This is a genomic window from Actinoplanes sp. NPDC051859 (genome assembly GCF_044452725.1).
In the GTDB taxonomy this organism is placed as follows: Bacteria; Actinomycetota; Actinomycetes; order Mycobacteriales; family Micromonosporaceae; genus Actinoplanes.
The window spans coordinates 146,805-170,234 of the sequence record NZ_JBITBX010000001.1; the positions used below are offsets into that span (position 1 = coordinate 146,805).

Below are 23,430 nucleotides of genomic sequence, written 5' to 3' on the forward strand. Positions count from 1 at the left end.
GCGTCGTCGAGCTGGCCTCCGCGGTCGGAGATGGCCGCGTCCACCGGGTCGGCCGGGCGGAGCACGTCTTGCTCGACTTGCTCGGCTCGGCTTGCCCGGCGGAGCCCGGTTTGCCCGGCGGCGTAATCTTGGACGGCTGAGCGGGCTGCACCAGGTCGTCGCTGGGTCGGCGGAAGGTGCCGCACCAGGTCGTCGATGGTCGGGCCGCTCGACACGTCGCCGAGAGAGGACCGTTCCCCGCATGCAGCGCCAACCCGCCCAGGCCATGCTCATCGACCTGGATGGCGTGCTTCGCCGCTGGGATCCTGCCGTCGCCGCGGCGGCCGAGGCGGCGCACTCGCTGCCCGCCGGTGCGCTGATGCAGACGGCGTTCGCTTGGGAGCTGCTCCGGCCGGCCGTGGCAGGCGAGATCACCGACGCCGAGTGGATGTATCTCATCGCCAAGCGCTTGCCGCTGCCCGAGGACGAGGCCGCAGCCGCGGTCGCTGACTGGCAGCAGCACCGCGGCACGGTCGACCCGGAGGCGTTGGCTCTCGTCCGAGCAGCCCGTGCCGCCGGCCGCCCGGTCGGCCTCGCCACCAACGCCACCGACCGCCTCCGCGGCGACCTCGACTCGCTCGGCCTCACGGAAGAGTTCGACGCGATCATCAGCTCAGCCGAGGTGAAGATCCACAAGCCGGCGCCGGAGTTCTTCGCGCACGCCTGCGAAGCCCTCGCCACCGAGGCTCCCTGGGTGCTCTTCGTGGACGACGACGACCGGGTGATCCGCGGCGCCCGCGCGGCCAAGCTGCTCGGCTTCCGGTGGACCGGCCCGGAAGGCCTGCCCTACTTGCGGAAAGCCCTCGCCCTCCCGAGCTGACCCAACCTCCGAAGCCCCGGCTTCCCCAGCTGACCAGCCTCCGAAAGCCGTTCGGACGTGCGCGGACCGGGCACCGGGGCACCGGTGCCCCGGTGCCCCGGTGCCCCGGTGCCCCGGTGCCCCGGTGCCCCGGTGCCCCGGTGCCCCGGTGCCCGGGTGCCCGGTCCGCGGTGCCCGGTCCGCGGTGCCCGGTCCGCGGTGCCCGGGTGCCCGGTCCGCGGAGTCCGGTGCCGCCAAACCGGCGGCTGCCCGCGGGTCAGTCGCCGGTTTGGCCGTCGAGGCGTTCGCGGAGCAGGTCGGCGTGACCGTTGTGCCGGGCATACTCCTCGATCATGTGCAGGTAGACCCAGCGCACGTTCGTCGGTGGGCGGTCGCCGACGGTGAACTCGTGCTCGAGGGACAGCTCTGCCGCGACGGTCCGTACGGCGTCGAGCTCGGCTAGAAATGTGGCGTAGTCCCGCTCCGCGTCGGCGTCGGCCACGTCGTCGAAGTCGCCGTCGGGGTTCGCGTCGGTGCAGTAGATGTCGGGGAGTTGCAGGCCGGCGGCTCGGGTGCGGAACCAGCTGCGTTCGACCTCGGCCATGTGCCGCACCAGGCCGAGCAGGGACAGCGCGGACGGCTCGACCGAGCGGGTTTTCAACTGCTCCGCGGTGAGGCCGGCGCACTTCGTCAGCAGAGTCAGCCGGTGCCATTCGAGCCAGCTTTCGAGCAGGGCGCGCTCGTCGCCGGTCCGGGCCAGGGTCTCTCGGTGCGCCTGAGGCGCGGTCCAGGAAGTCACTGAGCCATAGTGGACCGTCCCTATGACATTTTCTGCCCCGTCAGGCGTTCTTGACGGCGTCGGTCAGCGGGACGGTGGCGACGGTGAAAAGGTGGCCGTCCTTGGACGTGCCTTCGACCTCGACCTCCGCGCGGGCCCCGTGGTGGCGCAGGGTGCTGACCGCGTTGCCGAAGTACGGGCCGGCGAGTCGTTTCCAGGTTAGTGGTGGCCGCGGAACTCCGGCCGACTTGGCCAGGGCACGCATGCCGCGGGCCGCCACGCGGGACCAGGCCAGGCGCATCAGGGGCTTCATCGGCGCCGGGACCTGGTTGTGGATGGGGGAGCAGGTGAGCTGGTGCACCGGGGTGCGTACGGCCGGTCCGAGCTTGGCGCGCGCCACGTACGAGTGGTGGACGTCGCCGGAGAGGACGCTGATCGTGGCCGGGGGTGCGTACGCGCCGCCGACTCCGACGCGGTGGCGGGGGGCGTCGGCGCCGCCTTCGCCGAGGCGACGGCAGAGTTCGGTGAGGGCGTGGAAGGAGTGGCTGAACGCCGCCCAGTGCTCGAGGTCGACGGCGCGGCGGATCTTTTCGGCGAAGGCCGCCCGGCGGGTGTCCGGGTTGACCGTGAGCTTCTCGTTCCAGGCTTCGACGTGGTGGATGGCGGGCGGCATGAGCCAGGGCAGGGAGGAACCGATCACCAGGTGGTCGTAGTCGCCGTGCGCCTGGTCGGTGAACCAGGCCCATTCGGCGGCGGGCAGCATTTCGCGGCGGGCCGGGGTGAGGACGCGGTTGCAGCGGTTGTCGAGCATGACCAGGCGGGTGCGGCCGATGTCGAGGGCGAAACTCCACTGGTAGGGACGGTCGGTGTTCTCGGCCTGTTCCGGTGCGTCGACGGAGAGGCCGAAGTCGCGCAGCAGGTCGGTGGCGTCCGGCACGGAGGTGATCTTCGCGAGCAGCGGGTCGGCGGCCAGCTCGTCCGGGCTCAGGTTGCCGAGGTGCTGGTAGACCCAGTAGGAAGCGAGGCCGCTGGCGATGCGTTCGGCCCACCAGGGCTGCGTGGACATGTCGGCACGCCAGGACGCCGAGGTGTTCCAGTCGTCGATGATCTCGTGGTCGTCGAAGATCATCACGCTGGGCACGGTGGCGAGCAGCCAGCGGACCTCGGGATCTCGCCACGATTCCAGATAGAGCTTGGTGTATTCGTCGAACGACACGACCTCGTCGGCCGGGCCGTCCTGCCCCGCTGCGCGGCGGCGGCGCAGGAAACGCCGGACCTTCGCGGAGGTCTTGTCGGCATAGACCTGATCACCCAGGAGGACCACCAGGTCGGGGCGCAGCTGCGGGTCCTGCGGGTCGGTCATCAAGCGTCTCGCGTACGCGTCCAGCGCGTCGGGTGGCAGCTTGCGCCCGGTCGCGTGCGGGGTGGCTTCCCGGCAGGAGCCGAAGATCATGCTGACGGGGTGCTCGGCGTCGTCGGCCGGCCGGGTGACGATCACGCTGGGCGGGTACGGCGAGTCGGTCGGCGGCCACACCTGCCGGTCGTCGAGCCACATCTGGTACTCGCTGGCCTCGCCCCGGCGCAGACCCTCGACCACCACGATCGCGTAGTGGTGCCCGTACGCGGAGAAGGTCTGTGCGGAGCCGGCGCCGCCGCCGGTGGCCTCGACCCGGACCTGGGCGGCCGAGGTGGTCTCGACCCAGATCGTGGCGCGATCACCGGTGACGCGGCGGAGCACCGGACCGATGAGCAGGTGCGCGGTCACCGGACTGCCAGGGGGAGAGCCATGCTGCCCATCCTCCCCATCGGCTCGCGAATGCGCCAGCACGCTCTGCGCCACGTCATGATCACTTAGCGTGTTCGTTGGCAACGGACCGGGTGGCCCCACGCCCCGCTCGCCCATCTGTCAGGATTTCGTACATGGAATACGTGGTCGCTTCTCTGATCTTCCTCGTGGTGCTCATCGTCGGGGCCGTCGGTCTCGTCGTGCCGCGGCTGCGCAAGCGCGAGCTGCCGCCGCAGGAGGGCCGGGGCGGGACGACCACGCTCGAACGTCCCCCGGCCGCGCCGAAGGTGCCGTCGACCGCGCCGCCGCTGGTCGAGAAGCCGCAGGTCGAGAAGCCGGTTGTCGAGCCGCCAGTGGTTCAGCCGCCGGTGGTCGAGGCTCCCACCAAGCCGGAGCTGGAGAAGCCTGAGCCGACCGCGGGCCGCCTGGTGCGGCTGCGGGCCCGACTCAGCCGCTCGCAGAACGTGTTCGGTCGGGGCCTGCTCAGCGTGCTGTCCCGGGACCACCTGGACGAGGACGCCTGGGAGGAGATCGAGGACAGCCTGATCACCGCCGACGTCGGCGTCGAGGCCACCCAGGTGCTGGTGGAGCGCCTGCGCGAGCGGGTGAAAGTGCTCGGCACCCGAACCGTCGCCGGGGTGCGCGAGCAGCTCGCCGAGGAGCTGACCGACGCGCTGGACCCCGGCATGGACCGCAGCCTGCGCACCACGCCACACGACGGCCGGCCCGCGACCGTGCTGGTCGTCGGGGTGAACGGCGCGGGGAAGACCACCACCTGCGGCAAGATCGCCCGGGTGCTGGTCGCGGATGGGCGTACGGTGCTGCTGGGCGCCGCTGACACGTTCCGGGCGGCCGCCGCGGACCAGCTCACCACGTGGGGCGAGCGGGTCGGTGCGGAGACCGTCCGCGGTCCGGAGGGCGGTGACCCGGCCAGCGTGGCGTTCGACGCGGTGAAGCGCGGCATCGACGTCGGCGTGGACACCGTGCTGATCGACACGGCCGGCCGGCTGCAGAACAAGATCGGCCTGATGGACGAGCTGGGCAAGGTCAAGCGGGTGGTGGAGAAGCACGGCCCGGTCGACGAGACCCTGCTGATCCTGGACGCCACTACCGGCCAGAACGGCCTCGAACAGGCCCGGGTCTTCACCGAAGTGGTGGACGTCACCGGGGTGGTGCTCACCAAGCTCGACGGCACCGCCAAGGGCGGCATCGTCATCGCCGTGCAGCGCAAGCTGGGAATTCCGGTCAAGCTGGTCGGCCTGGGCGAGGGCCCGGACGACCTGGCCCCGTTCGAGCCGGCGGCGTTCGTCGAGGCTCTGCTCGGCGCGGACGCGTAGGCTTCGAGGTCGGCGGTCTCGTGCCACGCTTAACTAACAGGGGAGGTCGTGGGTGACGCAGGAGCGTAGTGCTCCCGATGACAACCGCGAGATCCCCTTGCACGGCGGCAACGTCAGCACGGTCTCGAAGCTCGGCGACACCGTGCGCCGCAACGCGGGACCGTGGACCCCGGCCGTGCACTCGCTGCTCAACCATTTGCAGCAGGTGGGTTTCACGGGGTCGCCGCACGCCCTGGGCATGGACGAGAAGGGCCGCGAGGTCCTGTCGTACCTTGACGGGGAGTGCGGGGAGTATCCGCTGGCGCCGCACTGGACGACCGAGGAAGCCCTGGTCACGGTCGCCACGATGCTGCGGATGTTCCACGACGCGCAGTACGGCTTCCAGCCGCCGCCGGGCGCGGTGTGGCGCAGCTTCGGCCCGCCCCCGCCGGACACCGAGGTGATCTGCCACCACGACGCCGCCCCGCACAACGTGGTGTGGCGTCCGGACGGCACCCTCGCGCTGATCGACTTCGACCTGGCCTCGCCGGGTGCCCGGATCTACGACGTGGCGTACGCCGCGTGGACCTGGGTGCCGCTGTTCAGCGACCGGGACTCGTACACGCTGGGGTGGAAGCGGCCCAACCGGCCGCGGCGGCTGCGGCTGTTCGCGGACGCGTACGGGTTGATTCCGCGCGACCGGCACCGCCTGGTCCGGACCATCCGCAAGCGCATCGTCGACCACGTGGAGGGCATCCGCCGGATGGCTGCCGCCGGCGATCCCGCTTTCGTCCGCATCGTGCACAAGGGCCATCTGCGCCGGCCGATGCGCGATCTGCGCCTGCTCGACTATGAGCGGCACACCTTGGAGTACGCCCTGCGGTGACCCCCGTGGCCGTGCGAGTTTCTTCACACGTACGAAACAAACGGTGACCTGCTCGAAATCACGCACGGACATTGCGTGAAACAGCCGACCGGAAGGCTTCCCGCCATCACACCGGTCGACCGGCGCGGCGCTGCCTCGGGTTCGGCCCCCGTTCTCCGAGAGGAGGCAGCGTGGAGATCAACACCGGCAACACGGCCTGGTTGCTCCTGTCGTCTGCGCTCGTTTTGCTCATGACTCCGGGTCTCGCGCTGTTCTACGGCGGCCTGAACCGGTCCAAGGGCGTCCTCAACATGATGATGATGAGCTTCTCCTGCATCGGGCTCATCTCCGTGCTCTGGGTGCTCTACGGCTTTACCCTCGCCTTCGGCGTCAATGGCAGCGACGGCCTGAACACCGTGATCGGCAACTTCGACTACTTCGGTACGGGCACCAGCGGCATCACCGAAGAGTGGCTGTTCTTCGGCGCGAACACTGGCATCCCCACGTACGCGTTCATGGGCTTCCAGATGATGTTCGCGATCATCACGGTCGCGTTGATCAGCGGCGCGGTGTCGGACCGGATGAAGTTCGCCGGCTGGGTCGTCTTCGCGCTCGCCTGGTTCACCCTGGTTTACGTCCCGGTCGCGCACTGGGTCTGGGGCGGTGGCTTCATCGGCTCGAAGATCCGCGCCCTCGACTTCGCCGGCGGTACGGCCGTGCACATCAACGCCGGTGCCGCTGCGCTCGCCCTGTGCTTGATCCTCGGCAAGCGGGTGGGCTGGCCGCGGGAGAACATGCGCCCGCACAACGTGCCGTTCGTGGCGCTGGGCGCCGGGCTGCTGTGGTTCGGCTGGTTCGGCTTCAACGCCGGTTCCGAGTTGACCGTCGACGGCACCACGGTCTTCGCCTTTCTCAACACGCAGGTCGCCACGGCTGCCGCACTGTGCGGTTGGGTCGTCGTGGAATGGCTGCGCGACGGCAAGCCGACGCTGGTTGGTGCCTCCTCCGGCGCGGTCGCCGGCCTGGTGGCGATCACCCCGGCGTGCGGGTTCGTGGCGCCGCTGCCGGCGGTGCTCATCGGTCTCATCGCTGGAGCGGTGTGTGCACTGGCGGTGGGCCTGAAGTACCGCCTCGGCTACGACGACTCGCTCGACGTGGTCGGCGTGCATTTCGTGGGCGGCTGGATCGGCTCCCTGGCGATCGGCTTCTTCGCCACCTCGCAGGTGAACGCCGGCATCACCGACCCGGCCATCCTGAACGCTAGCGAGGGCATCTTCTACGGCGGCGGCGTTACCCAGCTGGGCCGGCAGTTCCTGGGCAGCCTGGTCGTGACGGTCTACTCGTTCGCCATCGCCGCGGTCATCGCGCTGATCATCAAGAAGGTCAACGGGCTGCGGCTCACGCCGGAGGCCGAGGTCTCCGGTATCGACATCGCCGACCACGGTGAGACCGGCTATGAACTCACCCCGAGCGGCGGCGGCGCCGGCAGTGGCGCCTTCGCGATGGCCGGCCTGACCGGAAGCGTTCCCGAGCCCGCCTCGAAGCCCGCCGACGGCAAGACGGCGCCGTCGGAGAAGATCGCCGGTTAAGTTCTCTGACATGGAGGGACTCAGCATGAAGCTGGTGACCGCGGTCATCAAGCCTTACCAGCTCGATGCGGTGAAGGAAGCTCTGCACGCCCTGGGCGTCGCCGGGCTCACCGTGAGCGAGGTACAGGGATACGGACGACAGAAGGGCCACACCGAGGTGTACCGGGGCGCCGAGTACACGGTGGAGTTCCTACCGAAGATCAAAGTCGAGGTGGTCACCGACGAGATCGACGTCGAGAAGGTCGTGGACGCGGTGGTCTCCGCCGCCCGTACCGGCAAGATCGGCGACGGCAAGGTCTGGGTGACCTCGGTGGACGAGGTGGTCCGGGTCCGCACCGGCGAACGCGGCCTCGACGCCCTGTAACGACGTGACCATTCGCGACCAGGTTGGCGCCGCGGCCCGGGAAGACCGGGCCGCGGCGCACGACTCCTGGCTCACGGGACTCTTCCCCGGTCATGTTCCGGGCGTCAGCCTGGTGGCGGTCGGCGGGCTCGGTCGGCGGGACGTCGCCCCGCACAGCGACCTCGACCTGGTCCTGCTGCACCGCGGCACACCCGGCATCGATCGGATCGCCGCCGCGCTGTGGTATCCGATCTGGGACGCCAAACACGGCCTCGACCACTCGGTGCGGACCCTGCCCGAGGCCTTGTCCGTTGCCTGCGACGACGGGAAGGTTGCGCTGGGCCTGCTCGACGCCCGACACATAGCCGGCGACGCTGACCTTTCCGCGGAGCTGATCGCCGCTGCCGGCGACCAGTGGCGACGCACCGCAGTGCGGATGCTGCCGCAGCTGCGAGAGCTCACCGCGACCCGCTGGGCGAGCCACGGCGAGCTGGCGTTCCTCCTCGAAGGCGACCTCAAGGAAGCCGCCGGTGGCCTTCGCGACCTGACGATCCTGCGCGGCATCGGCCGTGCCGGACTCGCCGACACTCTCCGCCCCGCCGTCCGCGCCGCCGGGCTGCACCTGCTCGACACCCGCGACGCCCTGCACCTCACCACCGGCCGCCGAGTCGATCGACTGATCGCCCAGGAACGCGAGACCGTGGCCGGGCTGCTGGACCTCGACGACGGCGATGCGCTGCTGCGCCGCGTCTCCGGCGACGCGAGGACCATCGCGCACGCCCTCGACGATGCGTGGCGCGCCGCCGACCGGCTGCGTGGGGTACGCCGCCGCGGCACCATCCCCGGCTCGCCCACCCGTAGGCCGGTGGCCCGGGACGTGGTCGAACAGGACGGGGAACTGGTGCTCGCCCGGACGGCGATCGGACCCGTACCCGACCCGGCCCTGTCGGTGCGGGTGGCCGCCGCAGCCGCCACCGCCCGGCTGCCCATCGCGCGCGCCACCTGCGAATGGCTCGCCGCTTTCTGCCCTCCGCTGCCGACGCCCTGGCCGAGCACCGCCCGCGCCGCGCTGGTGTCGCTGCTCGGCTCCGGTCCCGGCCTGCTGCCCACCTGGGAAACCTGCGACCGGTACGGCCTGATCGACGGCTGGCTGCCGGAATGGGCACGGATGCGCAGCCTGCCCCAACACCACCCGGTGCACCGGTACACCCTCGACCGGCACCTCGTGCAGGCGGCGTACGAGGCGACCGCGTACACCCGTGAAGTGGACCGCCCCGACCTGCTGCTGATCGGCGCGCTGCTGCACGACGTGGGCAAGGGCCTGCCCGGCGACCACAGCCTCGTCGGCGCCCCGATCGCCGCGGACGTGGCGCTGCGGATCGGCCTGCCGCCCGCGGACGTGGCAACCATCGAGAAGCTGGTTCGCCTGCACCTGCTGCTGCCCGACGTGGCCACCCGGCGCGACCTGAGCGACCCGGTGACCATTGCGACCGTGGCCGAGCAGGTCGGCGACACCGCCACCCTGGACCTGCTGCACGCGCTGGCCCGCGCCGACGCCCACGCCACCGGCCCGGGCGCGTGGACCGACTGGAAAGGCCGCCTGCTGGCCGAGCTGGTGCGGCGCGTGCACACCGCCCTCGACACCGGTGCGCTGCCCGAGCCGCCGGAGCCCGGCCCCGAACTGCGCTCCGGCGCACTGCCCGCCGTGCACCTCGACGGCGATCGGGTCGTGGTGGCCGCGGCCGACCGGCGCGGGCTGCTCGGCGCCGTCGCCGCCTGTCTCGCCCTGCACCGCCTCGACGTCATCGCGGCGGACGCGGCGGCGGTCGACGGCCGGGGCATCGTCGAGTTCCTGACCCAGCCGCGCTACGGCTGGTCGGCCGACCCGGTGGCGCTCGCCGCCGACCTGCGTCGGGTCGCCGCCGGAGACGTCTCAGTGACCCAACGGCTGCGCGCCCGCCCGCTCCCAGCCCGCGACGGCGCTGCCCCGCGAGTCGTCTGGCTGCGAGCCGCCGCCACCGACGCCGTAGTGCTGGAACTCCGCGCGGCCGACTCCGCCGGCCTGCTGCACCGGGTCGCCACCGCCCTGGACGACGCCGGAGCTGAGGTCCGTGCCGCGCGCATCTCCACCCTCGGCGGTGACGTGGTCGATGCCTTCTACCTCGTCGGTGCGTGGGACGACGCCGAGGCTCGCGCCAAGGTGGCAGCCGCCGTCCTGGCCGTCGCCTGACCGTCACCTCGCGCGCGGCGGCAGCGTTGCATTGGTGACAATCTCGGGCGTACGAAGAGGGTCTGTTGCCGCATGGGGGAACCAGCCGGTCTGCTCGACGACTACCTGAGGATCGCCCAGTACCACGTGCAGCGGGCCGTGCCGCCCACGGCGATCCGGATCCGCTCGCTGGAGATGCGGGAACTGCTGGCGTACATCGCGCTGCGGGAAACTGAGGGCACGTACGCCGGACTGCTGACCGCCGCGCGGGCCGGTGACACCCTGTGGCTGCGGAAACTCCGCCGCACCCTGCGGCCGTCCGTGCTGGCCCGACTGGCGCAGACGGTGGCGTTGCAGGACATGCTGCCGACGGACCGAGACGATGCGCTGGGCATCTACGAGCTGGTCCGTGGGGCGCTCGGTGCCAAGGCGGTGCCCGTAGCGCACCAGGGTTTGCACGCGCAGCTCACGTACACGTGGAAGGGTGCCGCGGCGGCGCGGGCGTTGCTGCGGGCGTACCCGAAAATGAGCGGGGCCGTCCGCAGCGACCTGGAGATCGACGTGGCGAATCCGTTTGCCAGCGACGGTGAACTCCCGGTCGCGCCCTGGCTCGCGGCCTTCCAACGGCTCATGCCGAAGCCATATCCGGCGCTGGACCCGGCCAACGGGCTGCCGCCGTTCGACCGGCTCACCGTGACCGCCCCGCCTGTGCCGGTGGACGAGCCGCACCGGATCACGGTCATCGTCACCGCGTTCCACCCCGACGAGGGCCTGATCACCGCGGTCCGCTCGATCCTTGCCCAGTCCTGGTGCAACGTCGAAGTGGTGATCGTGGACGACGCGTCGCCGCCGGAATACGACGAGGTGCTGGAGCGGGCCGTCGCGCTCGGGCCCCGGATCCGGGTCGTGAAACAGCCCACCAACCAGGGCACCTACGCCGCACGCAACGCCGGACTCGACGCCGCCGAAGGCGAGTTCGTGGCCTTCCAGGACTCCGACGACTGGTCCCACCCGCGGCGCCTCGAAGTGCAGATCCGGCCGCTGCTCGAAAATGCCCGGCTCGTCGCCACCACCACCGACGGCCTCGCCGTCACCGAGCAGCTCGTGCTCACCCGGCCGGCGGTCCGGCGCGGCCGGTTCAACCCGTCGTCGCTGCTGTTCCGGCGGCAGGAGGTGATGGACCGGATCGGCTACTTCGACCGGGTCCGCAAGGCCGCCGACTCCGAGTACATCGGACGGATGCGCGCTGTCTTCGGGGAACGGGCCGTCCGGCACATCGAATCCGACCCACTGGCACTGATCCGGCTCTCCCAAGGGTCGCTGTCCCGGTCCGAAATCCGGGCCTACTGGATGCACCCCTCGCGAGTCGCGTACGCCTCGGCCTACCAGCTGTGGCACGCCCAGATCGCCGCCCGGGCCGCCAAGCCCTACCTGCCGCGAGACGGCGGGGAGCGGCCGTTCGCCGCGCCCGACCACCTCGCGTACGCCCGCGGTGCGGCACCCCAGCGCCCCGACTACGACCTGGTGATGGTCGGCGACTGGCGGTTCCTGCAAGGCCCCCAACTTTCCGCCCTCGACGAGATGATTGCCTGCGCGGACCGCGGCCTGCGAGTAGCCGTCCTGCACGTCGAATCGCTGCGACCCATGGCCCGCCAGCGCTACCCGCTGGCCGCGCCGATCCAGCAACTCGTCAACGCCGGCCGCATCGACCAGGTGCTGCCCGGCGACGAGAACACCGCCGCGCTGGCCGTCGTCCGGCATGCGGCCGCCCTGCAATTCCCCTCCGGCGACGCATGCCTGCTGCGGCCGCGGCGGGTGGTCATCGTCGCGGACCAGGCACCCGTACGCTCCGACGGCACCGACCACCGCTACGACCCGTCGACCTGCACCCGCACCGCCAAGCGGCTGTTCGAGGCGCCGGTGGTGTGGAGTCCGCAGGACCCGGAGATCCGGGCGGTGCTGCGGACGTACCCGACGATCGAGTTGACGCCCTACGACATGCCCACGGTCGTGAGCACCGAGCAGTGGACGACGGTGCGGGACGGCGCTATCCGGGTGCCGGTCGCCGGGACTGACCTGTGCGACAACGGGGTGTGGCCGCGGGACACCCGCGAGGCCTTGTACGTCTATGACGACCTGCGGCGGGTCGACGTACGGCTGCGGCTGCCGGACTGGCCGCGGATCGACGTGGGCCTCGGTGGACCCCGCTCACACCTGGTCTACGAGGCCGCGGACCTGGACCTGCGGACCTTCCTGCACCAGCTCGACTTCTATCTGCACTTCCCGCACCCGGCGACGGTGGAGACCTTCTCCCGTCCCGCGCTGGAGGCAGCCGCGCAGGGGTGCGTGGTGGTCACCCAGGAACGGCACGCGGCCATCTTCGGCGACGCCGCCGTCTACTGCGCTCCCGCCGAAGTAGCCGGGCTGATCAAGCGATACAGCCAGGACCGCGTGCTCTTCGCCGAGCAGAGCCGCCGGGCGCGCCTCGTCGTCGCCAACGCCCACCAGGCGCTCGCCTACGTGGACCGCATCGCCAGCCTGATCCACGCCCCGCAAAACGCCGCGCCGGCCCAGCGCACACCCGAACCCGCCTTGGCATGACCGACCGCACCGAGCTGCTCCCGTCCGCACGCTGTGGACGGCCAGAACGGCGAGGGCCGGGAGGTAATGCCCATCAAACTCGGCGTAACGGGTGGTTAGCCGGCGCCGTTAGGCGACTGTGAGTCGTGTGCACATCGGAGGTTTGAGCAAATGAGCGGCCTGACCCAGTTCGGCGGTCGTGTGTCGGAGCGGTGGAAGAGCGTGACCCGCCCGCAAGCGATCGTTCTCATGGCGGTCGGCCTGCTCGTCGCCGCCATCTGGACGGCGGCCGCCACGGACCGGCAAGGCCTCGCCATCTCGCTCGTCGCGCTGCTGCTGCTCGGGGTGCTGCTCGGCGTCCTGCATCTGTCCCGCTGGATGACCGGCATCTACCGCGCCAACCAGCTCGCCCACCGCGACCTCCGCATCGTCGTCGAGCAGATGCAGCGCCGGGTCGTGGCCGGCGTCGAGAAAGAACGCCTCACCGCCGGCGACCGGCACCAGGAACTGACCCGGACGTTGACCCGAGGGCTGCGCCAGCACGGCCACGGCAACGATCTGCTGCTGCGCGCGCAGAGCCGAGAAATCGAGGCGATGTTCCAACTCTTCGCCGAATTTACCCCGCGGGCGCCGATGCCGTCGTCCGGCGACCTCGCCCTCAACCCCACCGACCTGCTCAGCCTGCTGCACCTCGTCCGCCAGCGCCAGCCGCAGCTCGTCGTGGAACTCGGCAGCAGCGGCACGTCAGCCGTGTGGCTCGGGTACGTCCTGGAACAGATCGGCGGACGGCTCGTCTCCTACGACCACGACTCGGAACATGCCACCCGGACCACCCAGTTGCTCGCGGCGCACGGGCTTTCGGCCGTGGCGGAAGTGCGCACCGCCCCGCTGACCGACCTGGTGGTCGACGGCCGCACCTACCGCTGGTACGACGTCGACAAGCTGGGCGGCATCCGCGACATCGACCTGCTGCTCATCGACGGCCCGCCCGCCGCCACCGGTCCGGACGCGCGCTATCCCGCGCTGCACGCGTTGCAGAGCCGGCTGTCCGCCGAGGCGACGGTGATCCTGGACGACGTGAACCGCCCCGACGAACAGGACGCGGTGCGGCGCTGGACCGAGAACATCGCCGGCCTGACCGCCGAGCCGCAACTGCTGGGACGGCACGCCGTCCTTTCCTACTTGCGCAGCGGTACCAAGACGTCTGTCCCCGCCTGAACCGAAAATTAGACCGGCCGGCATGCGGGGGCATGCCGGCCGGTCTTTCGGGGGGCGAACAAAGCTTCAGGTTCAGCGGCTGCCGAACTCCTGGGTGTAGTACGGGGCGCCGTTGGCGGCGTAGACGACGCCGACGGCCATGGTCTTGGCGCCGCAGTCGAGCAGGTTGGCGCGGTGGCCGGGGGACTTGAGCCAGGCGTTGACGACTTCGCGGGCGGTGCGGTAGCCCCAGGCGATGTTTTCGCTGCGGGCGGCGGTGTAGCCGGCGGCGCGGGCGCGGGCGGTGAAGGTGGAGTTGCGGGCGCCGGTGTGGCTGAAGCGGCCGGTGGTGGCCATGTACTTGCTGTGGCCGCGGGCGGCCCAGAGCAGGGCGGCGTTGACCTTGAGGGCTTTGCAGCCGGCCTTGACGCGGGCCTGGTTGGAGAGGGTGACGACCTGCGTCTGGAGGGTCGTGGGGGAGACCGTGGCGGCCTGGGCCGGGCTCGCGAGGGTGATCAGGCCGATGATGGCGGCGGCGGGGATCAGCGCGAGGGTGGCGAGGCGGCGGACCAGGGTCTTCTGCACGGGCACAACCTTTCGGGTAATCCGCGCCGGCGCTGTTCGCCGGCTACGCATATCCCTTCGGTGCGGCCGCGGTATTCACTGATGCCGTTACGGGTGCCTTGGCGTGAGCGCTGAGTTGCCGCCCGGGTGCCTGCCCTCCGCGAGTTTCCGCTGGGTTCGGCGGCCGGTTGCCGTACGGATGCAAAGAGGCCCGGCAGCGCACTCTGCCGAGCCTCCTCGCGGTGTTCTGAGCGCTAGGGAGCCGCGAGAGCGGCGCCCAGCTGGGGTGCCAGCAGCCGGCTGTAGGCCGTCGTGACGTGGTGCTGGTCCCGGTAGACCAGCGTGTTGCCGACGATCGGCGGGCAATCGGTCGCGGTGCAGAACCACGGCGTCGGGTCGATGACCGTGGCGCCGCCCGCGCGCATCGCGTCGGCGACCAGCTTGCGGCGGGCCGGCTCAGCGATCGCACTACGGCGCTCCCGGCCACAGGCCATCGGGTCGTCCATGTGCTCGGACAGGCACTCCGGAGTCGACGCCTTCAGCCACGGGGTGTCGTTCATGAAGTACACCTCGGCGCCCGGCGTGGAGACTGCGCGCAGGGACCGCTGCCAGGCGGCGACGTACTCGACGTCCAGGTTGCCGGTCACGCCGAGTAGTTTCAGCGTCGGGTACGTGGACGACATCAGCACCTTGGCCGGGCGCAGCGAGCGGATGTAGCGCCAGGCGTCCTTGCGCCACTGCACGCATTCGGTGAACTCGCGCTTGAGCTGCGGCAGGAAGATCATGCCGTCCGCGGCGGTGCAGGCGCTCTTAGCCACCACGACCAGTTTCCAGTGCCGCTGGTGGGCTGCGGCCTCCAGCGCCGGGAACCAGTGCCCGGCGTGCGAGTCGCCGTACAGCACGACGGTGGTTTTGGAGGTCAGGTCGCCGTACGCGCAGGGCTTCTTCACCTCCGGGTCGTCGAAGGCGCCGGAGCAGTCCTCGCGGTAGTAGCGCGGCTTGTCCTTGGTTGCCTTCGCCAGCGTGGGCGTGAGGTTGGCCGGCACACCGGGTGCCCGGGTGGCGGCCGCGATCTCCGCGGGCAGGCCCTCGGGCTGGAATGTTGCCGGGTTCAGCACCTTGGCCTGGAAGTTGGTGACGCCGGCCAGTTGGTGCGCCGTGAACACGACAGCTACGCACAGCGCGGCGCTGAGCACCGAGATGGCGAGGCCGACGCCGAGGCCGCGCCACGGGCGGTTGCGCAGGGCTGCCAGGTTGCGGACCGGGTTCTCCACGAGCGCGTACGTCAGCGCGGCCAACACCAGCGCGCCCAGCGCGACGAGCACGTTCTCCCACACCGCGAGCTTCCGGCCGAGTGCGTGCGGCGCGATCATCAGGGTGGGCCAGTGCCACAGATACCACGAGTACGAGAGCCGCCCGATCGTCTGCAGCACCGGGTGCCCCAGCAGCCCCGCCGATCGCCCGGTGCCGCCCGCGATGACCGCGGCGGTGCCCAGGACCGGCAGCAGGGCGGCGTACCCGGGGAAGGGGGTTTGCGCGGTGTAGACCGCGGCCGACGCAGCCACGGCGACCAGGCCGGCGGGCACGCACCACCGCGGCAGCCGCAACGCGGTCACCGCGAGCAGCGCACCGACACCGAGCTCCCAGGCCCGGGTGTGCGCCCCGAAGTACGCCCACCCGGCGTTCTCCTGCGTCTGCCACACCGCGATCGCCAGCGAACCGGCGGTCAGCAGGCCGAGCACCACGCCGAGCCCGCGCCGCCGCACGAAGAGGATGATCAGCAGCGGCCACACGAGGTAGAACTGCTCCTCGACGGCCAGCGACCAGAAGTGCTGCAGCGGCGACGGTTCCGCGTCCGCCTGCAAGTAGTCCGTGCCGACCGTGGCGAGCCGGTAGTTCATCGCGTAGATCGTGGTGTGCAGGGCGTCGGACAGGATCGCGCCCAGGCGCAGCGGCGGCAGCCACAGTGCTGCCGCGACAAGCGTCGCCACCACGACGGTGGCGGAGGCGGGCAGCAGCCGCAGCGCCCGGCGGGCGTAGAAGCGCGGGATCGACACCGTGCCCTTGTCGCGTGCCTCACGCAGCAGCAGGCCGGTGATCAGGAAGCCGGAGATGACGAAGAAGACGTCGACGCCGACATAGCCGCCGGTGACGACCGGCAGACCACAGTGGTACGCGACCACGAGCAGCACCGCGACCGCGCGTAGCCCCTCGATGTCACGGCGGTGCCGGGGTGGTCCGGCAGCCGGGGCCGCAGTGCTGGTCCCCACCGGTCCGGCAGGGCCGGGGCTCTGCCGGGGCGGGGACGCGACGGCCGCGAGACTCGTGTCGGTCACAGGCGGTGCGCCTCCCGGCTGGTGGTGACGCCCCGGGTGTCGAAGAACCGCTTGGCGATCCCGGCGAGGTGGTCGGCGTCGTACTCGCGGTGGTGCTGCACCAGGATCACCAGGTCGGCGGCCGCGGCGGCACCCTCGAGGTCGTCGGTGCCCGGCACGCTCCATTGGCTCACGTACGGGTCGTGGAACGTCAGCACCGCGCCCAGCGACGTCAGGTGCCGGGCCAGCGGCGTGGCCGGCGACTCGCGCTGGTCGGCGATGTTCGGCTTATATGTCACACCGAGCAGCAGGATGTTCGCGCCGTGCACGGCTACGCCGTCCGCGTTGAGCAGGTTCTGCGCGCGGCGGGCCACGTACGCGGGCATGGTCGCGTTGATCTCCTGCGCCAGCTCCACGAACCGGAACGGGTAGCCCAGCTTGCTGCGGACGTTGTGGCTCAGGTAGTTCGGGTCGATCGGGATGCAGTGCCCGCCCACGCCCGGACCGGGGTAGAAGGCCTGGAACCCGAACGGCTTGGTCGACGCGGCGTGGATGACGTCCCACAGGTCGATGTCCAGCTCGTGGCAGAACCGGGCCATCTCGTTGACCAGCGCGATGTTGACGTGCCGGTACGTGTTCTCCAGCAGCTTCGCGGTCTCGGCCTCCCGGGTGCCCCGGGTGCGCACGACGGTCTCGATGAACCGGCCGTAGAACGCCTCGACCTTGTCGGTGCAGCCAGCCGTGTACCCGCCGACGACCTTCGGGGTGTTGTGCGCGCCGAACCGCTCGTTGCCCGGGTCGATCCGCTCCGGCGAGAACGCCACGTGGAAGTCGATGCCCGCGCTCAGCCCGGACAGCTTCTCCAGCAGCGGCCGGACCACGTCGTCGGTCGTACCCGGATAGGTCGTTGATTCGAGCACGACCAGCATGCCGGGCCGCAGATTGCGTCCGACCGCCTCGGTCGCGCCGGTCACCGCACGCAGGTCCGGGCCGTCGCCTTCGGAGAGCGGCGTCGGCACGCAGATGACGGCGGTGGCTGCCTCGGCGATCCGCGTCTCGTCGGCGGTGGTGCGGAACCCGCCGGCGATCATCTCGGCAACGTCGGCGTCGGACAGATCGTCCACGTGCGAGCGGCCGGAGCCGAGCGCGTCGACGACCGCCGCGTTGACGTCGAAGCCGAGCACGGTCAGGCCGGCGCGGGTGGCCTGCTGGGCGAGGGGCAGCCCCACGTACCCGAGGCCGAGGATGACGACGTCGAAGCTCACGAGAAAGATCTCCTTTGCTGCTGTCCCGTCAGGGGACGGGCGAATTGGTGGCGGCCGGGCCGCTGTGTGCCTGTGCCGGGACAGCGACGTCGGCCGCGGTGCCGGTGCTGTCGGGTGCCAGCGCCGGGCCGCGGTCCACCTGCGGCAGGACCGCCGGTGCCGGGCAAGTCATTTCGTACGGCGACGCGAACGGCAGGTACGCCGGCAGGAAGTCCGCGAGCAACGCCATCTGCTCGGCGGCGACCACCTCGTCCGAGTCGGTGTCGTTGAGGCAGAACGCGTCGAGATTGCGGTGCCGCAGCAGGCCCGCCAGCTTCAACGGCGACGTCGGATTCGCCAGGTCGGCGTACGCGAACGCGATCACCCCGGGCGCCGCCCGCCCGGTCAGGTACGCGTAGTACTGCTGCAGCGACGACAGCAGCGAGATGTCGTCGTGGTGCCGGAACTGGTGGTCAGCCGTGGCGCTGACGTGCTCGGCGAACCGCTGCTCGATCTCGGTGATGACGCCGATCCGCGACGGGTGCGGCGTGTGCATCATCTTGCGGGTCAGCACCCGGCCGAACGTCTTGCGGATCAGCTCCCGGTTGTTCTTGCCGGCCGAGTCGGCGGGCGGGTCGTCGGGCCGCCGCGGCGCCGAGTCCACCTGGGCGTTCGAGAAGAAGAACCGGGTCAGCCCGGCCGGGGTGAAGAACAGATCGGGGGACACCGGTCGGCCCAGGAACACGTCGTCGTTCAGATAGAGGAAGTGCTCGCTGAGGCCGGGGATGCGGTGCAGCCGGGACTCGATCGCCTGCGAGTTGAAGGTCGGCAGCCGCCCGGTGTCACCGAAGATCTCCCGGTGGCTGACCAGCGTCAGACCCGGCTGCGCGGTGTCCAGCCAGTCCGGCACCTGGTCGTCGGTGACCAGGTAGATGTGGTTGACCCAGGGCGCGAAGCAGTGCAGGGCGCGCAGCGAGTAGCGCAGCTCGTCCCGGGAGGCGTACCGGGAGTCGTTGCAGGCGAGCTTGCTCGACTCGTCCAGCCAGGCGTTCTCACCGAGCGCGGCCGCCTTGCGGGCCTGCCACTGCGGATCGCCGCCGTCGACCCAGGTGTAGACCACGTCGATCGGGAAACTGATCCGCTCCGGGCTGGGCAGGGTGAAGATCTCGCGAGTCCGGTACGTCGTCCGGTCGTGCGGCGAGGCGAACGCGCCGAACGCCGGCTCGGGCGCTTCCACCACCGGCTCATCGACCTCGATGACGTCCGCGATGGGGTTGCTGCGCGGCCCGGCCAGGACCCCGTCGCGCGCGGTCCAGAATTCGATCTCGCAGCCCAGATCAGCGCCGAGGAGCAGCCTTCCGTTCGGGTCGGTGACCGGCCAGCTGGCCTTCAAGACCGAGGCGGCGCCCGGCTTGGCCCGCTGCGGCTTGACGACGTCGAGCAGGCCGTCGCCCTCGGTGATGTCGCGGAGCACCCGGACGGCGGCGGCGCGATCGGTGTCCAGGACGGCTACCGCGGTCGAGCGCAGGGCCTTGGCGGGAATCCGGAACCAGTCCACCCCGGCCTCGTCCAGCGCGGCGACGACCCGGTCCAGGTTTTCCCGGCGTACGCCCGCAGGGCTGGCTGCGACCTCGCGGCGGGCCGTGACCCAGCCGCGGCCGGTGCGTACCCGCATCGTCTTCGCGTCGCGGGCGCCGCGCATCAGCGGCAGCCGGGGGGCTGGTTCGAGGGAGACCAGCCGACGGGCGACACCCAGCCGCCGGGTCTCGGCGACGCGGGGGAGTACCCGGCGCTGGACCGAGGTGAGAATGCGGGACCGGACCTCCCAGGGCGCCAGTCGCAGGATCCGCCGTAGGGGCACGAGTACGTCCTTCCGCCGGATGTCGTTCGGGCCGATCGGTCAGCCGCCCGGTACCTGTGCCTCAACGGAGAGATCTGCCGGATGGTTGCGGTCGATGTCGCCATTACGGACATCCGTGCTATTCCGCAGTTACACCTGTTATCTGCGGTATACGCGATTTGCCGGTGGGGCGTGGCCGAACGGCCCCCGCCCACCCCTACGGGTGCGCCCCGATGCGCGAACTTGCGTCGCGGAGGCATCGTGGACGGCAGGCTCTCCTAGGGGGTAACGACATGGGCAAGGCAATCGCATACCTGGTGGCGATGATCGCCGGCGTGATCGTGGTGGGGTGGGTCGCGTTCGCCCTGCTTGACGCCCTGGTCGGCGCACTGGCCTACCTGATCGTGGGCGCGATCGTGGTCGGCGGCGGCGTCTACCTCTACGGCAAGGCCAAGAAGGGACTCGCCCCCGGCACCCGCACCCAGCGGCGGATCGAGGCGGCCGCGAAGACGTACCGGATGCGCAACCAGTGAGCGATCCGGCGGGAAGCTAGGCTTGCGGACATCTCCTCCCTACTGACCAACGGGAAGTTGTGCCGTGTTTGACACCTTGAGCGACCGCCTCTCCGGGATCTTCACCAAGCTCCGGGGCAAGGGCCGGCTCACCGACGCCGACATCGACGCCACCGCGCGGGAGATCCGCCTCGCGCTGCTGGAGGCGGACGTCGCGCTGCCCGTGGTCAAGTCGTTCATCGCCAACCTCAAGGAACGCGCCCGCGGCGCCGAGGTCTCCCAGGCGCTCAACCCGGCCCAGCAGATCATCAAGATCGTCCACGAGGAACTGATCAACATCCTCGGCGGCGAGGGTCGGCGGCTCACGTTCGCCAAGCAGCCGCCCACGGTGATCATGCTGGCCGGTCTGCAGGGTTCCGGTAAGACCACCCTCGCCGGCAAGCTCTCCCGCTGGCTGAAGGGTCAGGGTCACCAGCCGCTCCTGGTCGCCTGTGACCTGCAGCGGCCCAACGCCGTCAACCAGCTCCAGGTCCTCGCGGGCCGGGCCGGCGTCGACGTCTACGCCCCGCAGCCCGGCAACGGCGTCGGCGACCCGGTCCAGGTCGCCCGCGACTCCATCGAGCACGCCAAGCGGACGGCGAAAGACATCGTCATCGTCGACACCGCCGGCCGCCTCGGCATCGACGCCGAGATGATGCAGCAAGCCGCCGACATCCGCGCCGCCGTGCAGCCGGACGAGGTCATCTTCGTCATCGACGCCATGGTCGGCCAGGACGCCGTCAGCACCGCCGAAGCCTTCCGCGACGGCGTCGGCATCACCGGCGTCGTCCTGTCGAAGCTGGACGGCGACGCCCGCGGCGGCGCCGCCCTCTCGGTCCGCCACGTCACCGGCGAACCGATCCTCTTCGCCTCCACGGGTGAGAAGCTCGAAGACTTCGACATCTTCCACCCCGACCGGATGGCCAGCCGCATCCTCGGCATGGGCGACGTCCTGACCCTCATCGAGCAGGCCGAACAGGCCTTCGACGAGGATCAGAAAGAGAAGATGACCTCCAAGCTGCTCGGTGGCGAGCAGTTCACCCTGGAGGACTTCCTCGACCAGCTCATCGCGGTCCGCCGGATGGGCCCGATCGCCAACATCCTCGGCATGATGCCCGGCATGGGCCAGATGAAAGACCAGCTGGCCGAGCTCGACGACAGCCACTTCGACCGGGTCACGGCCATCATCCGCTCGATGACCCCGGGCGAGCGCACCAACCCGAAGATCATCAACGGCTCCCGCCGCGCCCGCATCGCCAACGGCTCCGGCGTCACCGTCATGGACGTCAACCAGCTGCTCAACCGCTTCGCCGACGCGCAGAAGATGATGAAGCAGATGGGCGGCATGATGGGCCTGCCCGGCGGCAACCGGCGCAAGGCCACCAAGAGCCCCAAGAACAAGCGGAAGGGCACCAAGGGCGGCAACCGGCCCCGCACCATGGGCGGCGGCATGCCCGCCGGCTTCCCGGGCGGCATGCCCCAACTCCCCCCGGGCATGGACCCCGGAGCCCTCGGCGGTGGTGGTCCCCAGGGTCTCCCGCCCGGCTTCAAACTCCCCAACCTCGACTTCAACAAGCTCACCCGCAAGAAGAACGACGACGACAAGCGCTGACGATGGCAGGAGACAACTAGTCGCGCGTCCAGTAGAGTAGGCGGCGGTCGATCGGGAGGAACGGATGACCGCCGCTATCCGCCGAATTCTGAGCGTGGACGTCGTGCTCGCCTTGCGCGCACACTGCCCACCGGATCACGCCCCGGTTCCCGGTCTCGCCCTGGACATTGGTCCCACGTTGGGCAGCTGCGAGGTCGGTGAGCCGGGCCCGGATGTGGTGGTCGGCCCGGTCGAGCGTCTCGACCGTGACCCGGTCTCCGCGCGAGACGTCCTCCTAGCTGCCGAGATCGTCGCGCCCGGATGGCATTACCACCAGCTGTTCTCCCGGACGAAGGCATACGCCGCTGCCGGCATCCCGCATTACTGGGTCATCGATCTCACCTTCGCTGAAGGCATCACGATCAGCGAATACCGGCTCGTCCGTGGTGACTACGAGGCGGTCGGCAGCACGCGGCAGATGTTCGAGACGGAGCTGCCGTATCCCGTGACGGTCGACTTGCCGGCACTGACCGCGCGGCATTGTCGGCCCCAGGGCGCGGGCTGAGCGGGCCATCGGGTAGGACTGACGCATGGCTTTGCATGTTCGGGGTGTGGTGCTGCCCGAGGGAGAGGTTCGTGACCTCTGGCTCGTCGGGGACCGGGTGACGTTCGAGCCGGTCAAGGACGCCGAGACGATCAGCGACGGCGGGTGGATCGTGCCCGGCCTGGTCGACGCGCACTGCCACCTCGGCATCCGCTACGGCGCCTCGGCCATCGAAAGCCTGGACGAAGCCCGCGAGCACGCCGCGATGGACCGCAACGCCGGGGTGCTCGCCATGCGCGATGCCGGCTCGCCGTACCCGTATCCGGAGCTGGAGGACGAGCCGGAGATCCCGCGCCTGGTGCGGGCCGGTCGGCACGTCGCGCCCACCCGGCGCTACCTGCGCGACATCGGGGTCGAGGTGGACGCATCCGACGTCGTCGACACCGTGACCGCGCAGGCGAAGGCCGGCGGCGGTTGGGTCAAGATCGTGGGGGACTGGATCGACCGCAACGTCGGGGACCTGGCGCCCTCCTGGGACGCCGCGACGATGGCCGCCGCCGTGGAGGCCGCGCACGCCGCGGGAGCGCGGGCGGCCGTGCACACCTTCTCCGAGGAAGCGGTCGCGCTGATGGTGCGGGCCGGGGTCGACTCCGTCGAGCATGGCACCGGGCTCTCCTTCGACCTGATCGACGAGATGGCCCGGCGGGGGACCGCCCTGGTGCCCACGATGATCAACATCCAGACCTTCGGCAAGATCGCCGATCAGGCCCGACCCAAATTCCCCGGGTACGCCGACCACATGCTCAGCCTGCGCGACAACTTTCCGCAGGTTGTCGTGGCAGCCCACGAGGCCGGCGTTCCGGTCTTCGTGGGCACGGACGCCGGTGGCAGCATCCGGCACGGCCTGGCCGCCGAGGAGATGCTCCTGCTGCACGAGGCCGGCATCCCCGCCGTGGACGTCCTGGCCGCCGCCTCCTGGAAAGCCCGGGAGTGGCTGGGCTTCCCCGGTCTGGTCGAGGGCGGCCTGGCCGACCTCGTCGTCTACCCCGAGGACCCGCGCGCCAACCTGCGCGTGGTCCGGGAACCCCGCCGCATCGTCCTGAAGGGCCGCGTAGTCCGCTGACCGGGCGCTCCATGAAGGTCCGCGTCGTCCGCTGACTGGCCGCGTCCGTTGTTGGCGCGCTCGCCGGCAGGAGGTCGAAGGGGTGGCGCGCCTGCCGGCGAGAGATCGAATGGGTGGCGCGCCCCGACCGCCCGGTCGGTGGTCGGCCGGGCGCGGC

At 70.7% G+C, this 23,430-nt stretch carries 18 protein-coding genes; 12 read left to right on the forward strand and 6 right to left on the reverse strand.

Annotated elements, in window-relative coordinates; all coding sequences use genetic code 11:
* Positions 1-241 precede the first annotated feature (241 nt).
* A complete protein-coding gene (locus ACIA1L_RS00720; RefSeq protein ID WP_396070148.1) occupies positions 242-859 on the forward strand; it encodes an HAD family hydrolase in 618 nt (205 codons plus the stop codon).
* A 256-nt stretch (positions 860-1,115) separates the two neighbouring features.
* Here ACIA1L_RS00720 and ACIA1L_RS00725 read toward each other — a convergent pair whose 3' ends face one another.
* A complete protein-coding gene (locus ACIA1L_RS00725; RefSeq protein ID WP_396070150.1) occupies positions 1,116-1,637 on the reverse strand; it encodes a DinB family protein in 522 nt (173 codons plus the stop codon).
* Between the two features lie 40 nt (positions 1,638-1,677).
* Positions 1,678-3,381 carry an alkaline phosphatase D family protein gene (locus ACIA1L_RS00730; protein ID WP_396070151.1) on the reverse strand — a complete coding sequence of 568 codons (1,704 nt, stop codon included), beginning with the start codon at positions 3,379-3,381 and terminating at the stop codon, positions 1,678-1,680.
* 155 nt (positions 3,382-3,536) lie between these two features.
* Between ACIA1L_RS00730 and ftsY the strand changes: the two genes are divergently transcribed.
* From ftsY to ACIA1L_RS00765, 7 genes are all read left to right on the forward strand, one after another.
* Positions 3,537-4,739, forward strand: coding sequence for a signal recognition particle-docking protein FtsY (gene ftsY / locus ACIA1L_RS00735; protein ID WP_396070152.1), 1,203 nt, complete (start codon positions 3,537-3,539; stop codon positions 4,737-4,739).
* 52 nt (positions 4,740-4,791) lie between these two features.
* The gene (locus ACIA1L_RS00740; RefSeq protein ID WP_396070153.1) at positions 4,792-5,604 is read left to right on the forward strand and encodes a phosphotransferase; all 813 of its coding nucleotides are present in this window, start codon (positions 4,792-4,794) and stop codon (positions 5,602-5,604) included.
* 170 nt (positions 5,605-5,774) lie between these two features.
* A complete protein-coding gene (locus ACIA1L_RS00745) occupies positions 5,775-7,172 on the forward strand; it encodes an ammonium transporter (RefSeq protein WP_396070154.1) in 1,398 nt (465 codons plus the stop codon).
* A 25-nt stretch (positions 7,173-7,197) separates the two neighbouring features.
* Positions 7,198-7,536, forward strand: coding sequence for a P-II family nitrogen regulator (locus ACIA1L_RS00750; RefSeq protein ID WP_396070971.1), 339 nt, complete (start codon positions 7,198-7,200; stop codon positions 7,534-7,536).
* Positions 7,537-7,540: 4 nt separating this feature from the next.
* Positions 7,541-9,745: a [protein-PII] uridylyltransferase gene (locus ACIA1L_RS00755; RefSeq protein WP_396070155.1), complete on the forward strand. Its 2,205-nt coding sequence runs from the start codon at positions 7,541-7,543 to the stop codon at positions 9,743-9,745.
* A 72-nt stretch (positions 9,746-9,817) separates the two neighbouring features.
* A complete protein-coding gene (locus ACIA1L_RS00760) occupies positions 9,818-12,325 on the forward strand; it encodes a glycosyltransferase (RefSeq protein WP_396070157.1) in 2,508 nt (835 codons plus the stop codon).
* A 150-nt stretch (positions 12,326-12,475) separates the two neighbouring features.
* Positions 12,476-13,522: a class I SAM-dependent methyltransferase gene (locus tag ACIA1L_RS00765; RefSeq protein ID WP_396070158.1), complete on the forward strand. Its 1,047-nt coding sequence runs from the start codon at positions 12,476-12,478 to the stop codon at positions 13,520-13,522.
* 72 nt (positions 13,523-13,594) lie between these two features.
* Here the strand turns inward: ACIA1L_RS00765 and ACIA1L_RS00770 are convergent, their stop codons facing one another.
* The 4 genes from ACIA1L_RS00770 to ACIA1L_RS00785 all read right to left on the reverse strand — a co-directional run bounded on the left by ACIA1L_RS00770 (position 13,595) and on the right by ACIA1L_RS00785 (position 19,485).
* On the reverse strand, positions 13,595-14,086 hold the full coding sequence (locus ACIA1L_RS00770) for a CAP domain-containing protein (protein ID WP_396070160.1): 492 nt from the start codon (positions 14,084-14,086) through the stop codon (positions 13,595-13,597).
* A 233-nt stretch (positions 14,087-14,319) separates the two neighbouring features.
* Positions 14,320-16,401 carry an acyltransferase family protein gene (locus ACIA1L_RS00775; RefSeq protein ID WP_396070162.1) on the reverse strand — a complete coding sequence of 694 codons (2,082 nt, stop codon included), beginning with the start codon at positions 16,399-16,401 and terminating at the stop codon, positions 14,320-14,322.
* Positions 16,398-17,645, reverse strand: coding sequence for a nucleotide sugar dehydrogenase (locus tag ACIA1L_RS00780; protein WP_396070164.1), 1,248 nt, complete (start codon positions 17,643-17,645; stop codon positions 16,398-16,400). The genes ACIA1L_RS00775 and ACIA1L_RS00780 overlap by 4 nt, the downstream gene beginning before the upstream one ends.
* A 28-nt stretch (positions 17,646-17,673) precedes the next feature.
* Positions 17,674-19,485: a stealth family protein gene (locus ACIA1L_RS00785; RefSeq protein WP_396070166.1), complete on the reverse strand. Its 1,812-nt coding sequence runs from the start codon at positions 19,483-19,485 to the stop codon at positions 17,674-17,676.
* Between the two features lie 272 nt (positions 19,486-19,757).
* Between ACIA1L_RS00785 and ACIA1L_RS00790 the strand changes: the two genes are divergently transcribed.
* The 4 genes from ACIA1L_RS00790 (at position 19,758) to ACIA1L_RS00805 (ending at position 23,273) form a co-directional block, all read left to right on the forward strand.
* Positions 19,758-19,997, forward strand: a complete 240-nt coding sequence (locus tag ACIA1L_RS00790) for a hypothetical protein (protein WP_396070168.1) — start codon at positions 19,758-19,760, stop codon at positions 19,995-19,997.
* A 64-nt stretch (positions 19,998-20,061) separates the two neighbouring features.
* Positions 20,062-21,627 carry a signal recognition particle protein gene (ffh, locus tag ACIA1L_RS00795; RefSeq protein ID WP_396070169.1) on the forward strand — a complete coding sequence of 522 codons (1,566 nt, stop codon included), beginning with the start codon at positions 20,062-20,064 and terminating at the stop codon, positions 21,625-21,627.
* A gap of 64 nt (positions 21,628-21,691) precedes the next feature.
* The gene (locus ACIA1L_RS00800; protein ID WP_396070171.1) at positions 21,692-22,171 is read left to right on the forward strand and encodes a Uma2 family endonuclease; all 480 of its coding nucleotides are present in this window, start codon (positions 21,692-21,694) and stop codon (positions 22,169-22,171) included.
* Positions 22,172-22,196: 25 nt separating this feature from the next.
* Positions 22,197-23,273: an amidohydrolase family protein gene (locus ACIA1L_RS00805; protein WP_396070173.1), complete on the forward strand. Its 1,077-nt coding sequence runs from the start codon at positions 22,197-22,199 to the stop codon at positions 23,271-23,273.
* Positions 23,274-23,430 lie beyond the last annotated feature (157 nt).

What these genes read in the sequence shown, in the direction of transcription:
- ACIA1L_RS00720 (WP_396070148.1), top strand. Translation starts at nt 242, where the DNA reads ATGCAGCGCCAACCCGCCCAGGCCATGCTCATCGACCTGGATGGCGTG.
- ftsY (WP_396070152.1), top strand. Translation starts at nt 3,537, where the DNA reads ATGGAATACGTGGTCGCTTCTCTGATCTTCCTCGTGGTGCTCATCGTC.
- ACIA1L_RS00750 (WP_396070971.1), top strand. Translation starts at nt 7,198, where the DNA reads ATGAAGCTGGTGACCGCGGTCATCAAGCCTTACCAGCTCGATGCGGTG.
- ACIA1L_RS00760 (WP_396070157.1), top strand. Translation starts at nt 9,818, where the DNA reads ATGGGGGAACCAGCCGGTCTGCTCGACGACTACCTGAGGATCGCCCAG.
- ACIA1L_RS00765 (WP_396070158.1), top strand. Translation starts at nt 12,476, where the DNA reads ATGAGCGGCCTGACCCAGTTCGGCGGTCGTGTGTCGGAGCGGTGGAAG.
- ACIA1L_RS00790 (WP_396070168.1), top strand. Translation starts at nt 19,758, where the DNA reads ATGGGCAAGGCAATCGCATACCTGGTGGCGATGATCGCCGGCGTGATC.
- ACIA1L_RS00800 (WP_396070171.1), top strand. Translation starts at nt 21,692, where the DNA reads ATGACCGCCGCTATCCGCCGAATTCTGAGCGTGGACGTCGTGCTCGCC.
- ACIA1L_RS00805 (WP_396070173.1), top strand. Translation starts at nt 22,197, where the DNA reads ATGGCTTTGCATGTTCGGGGTGTGGTGCTGCCCGAGGGAGAGGTTCGT.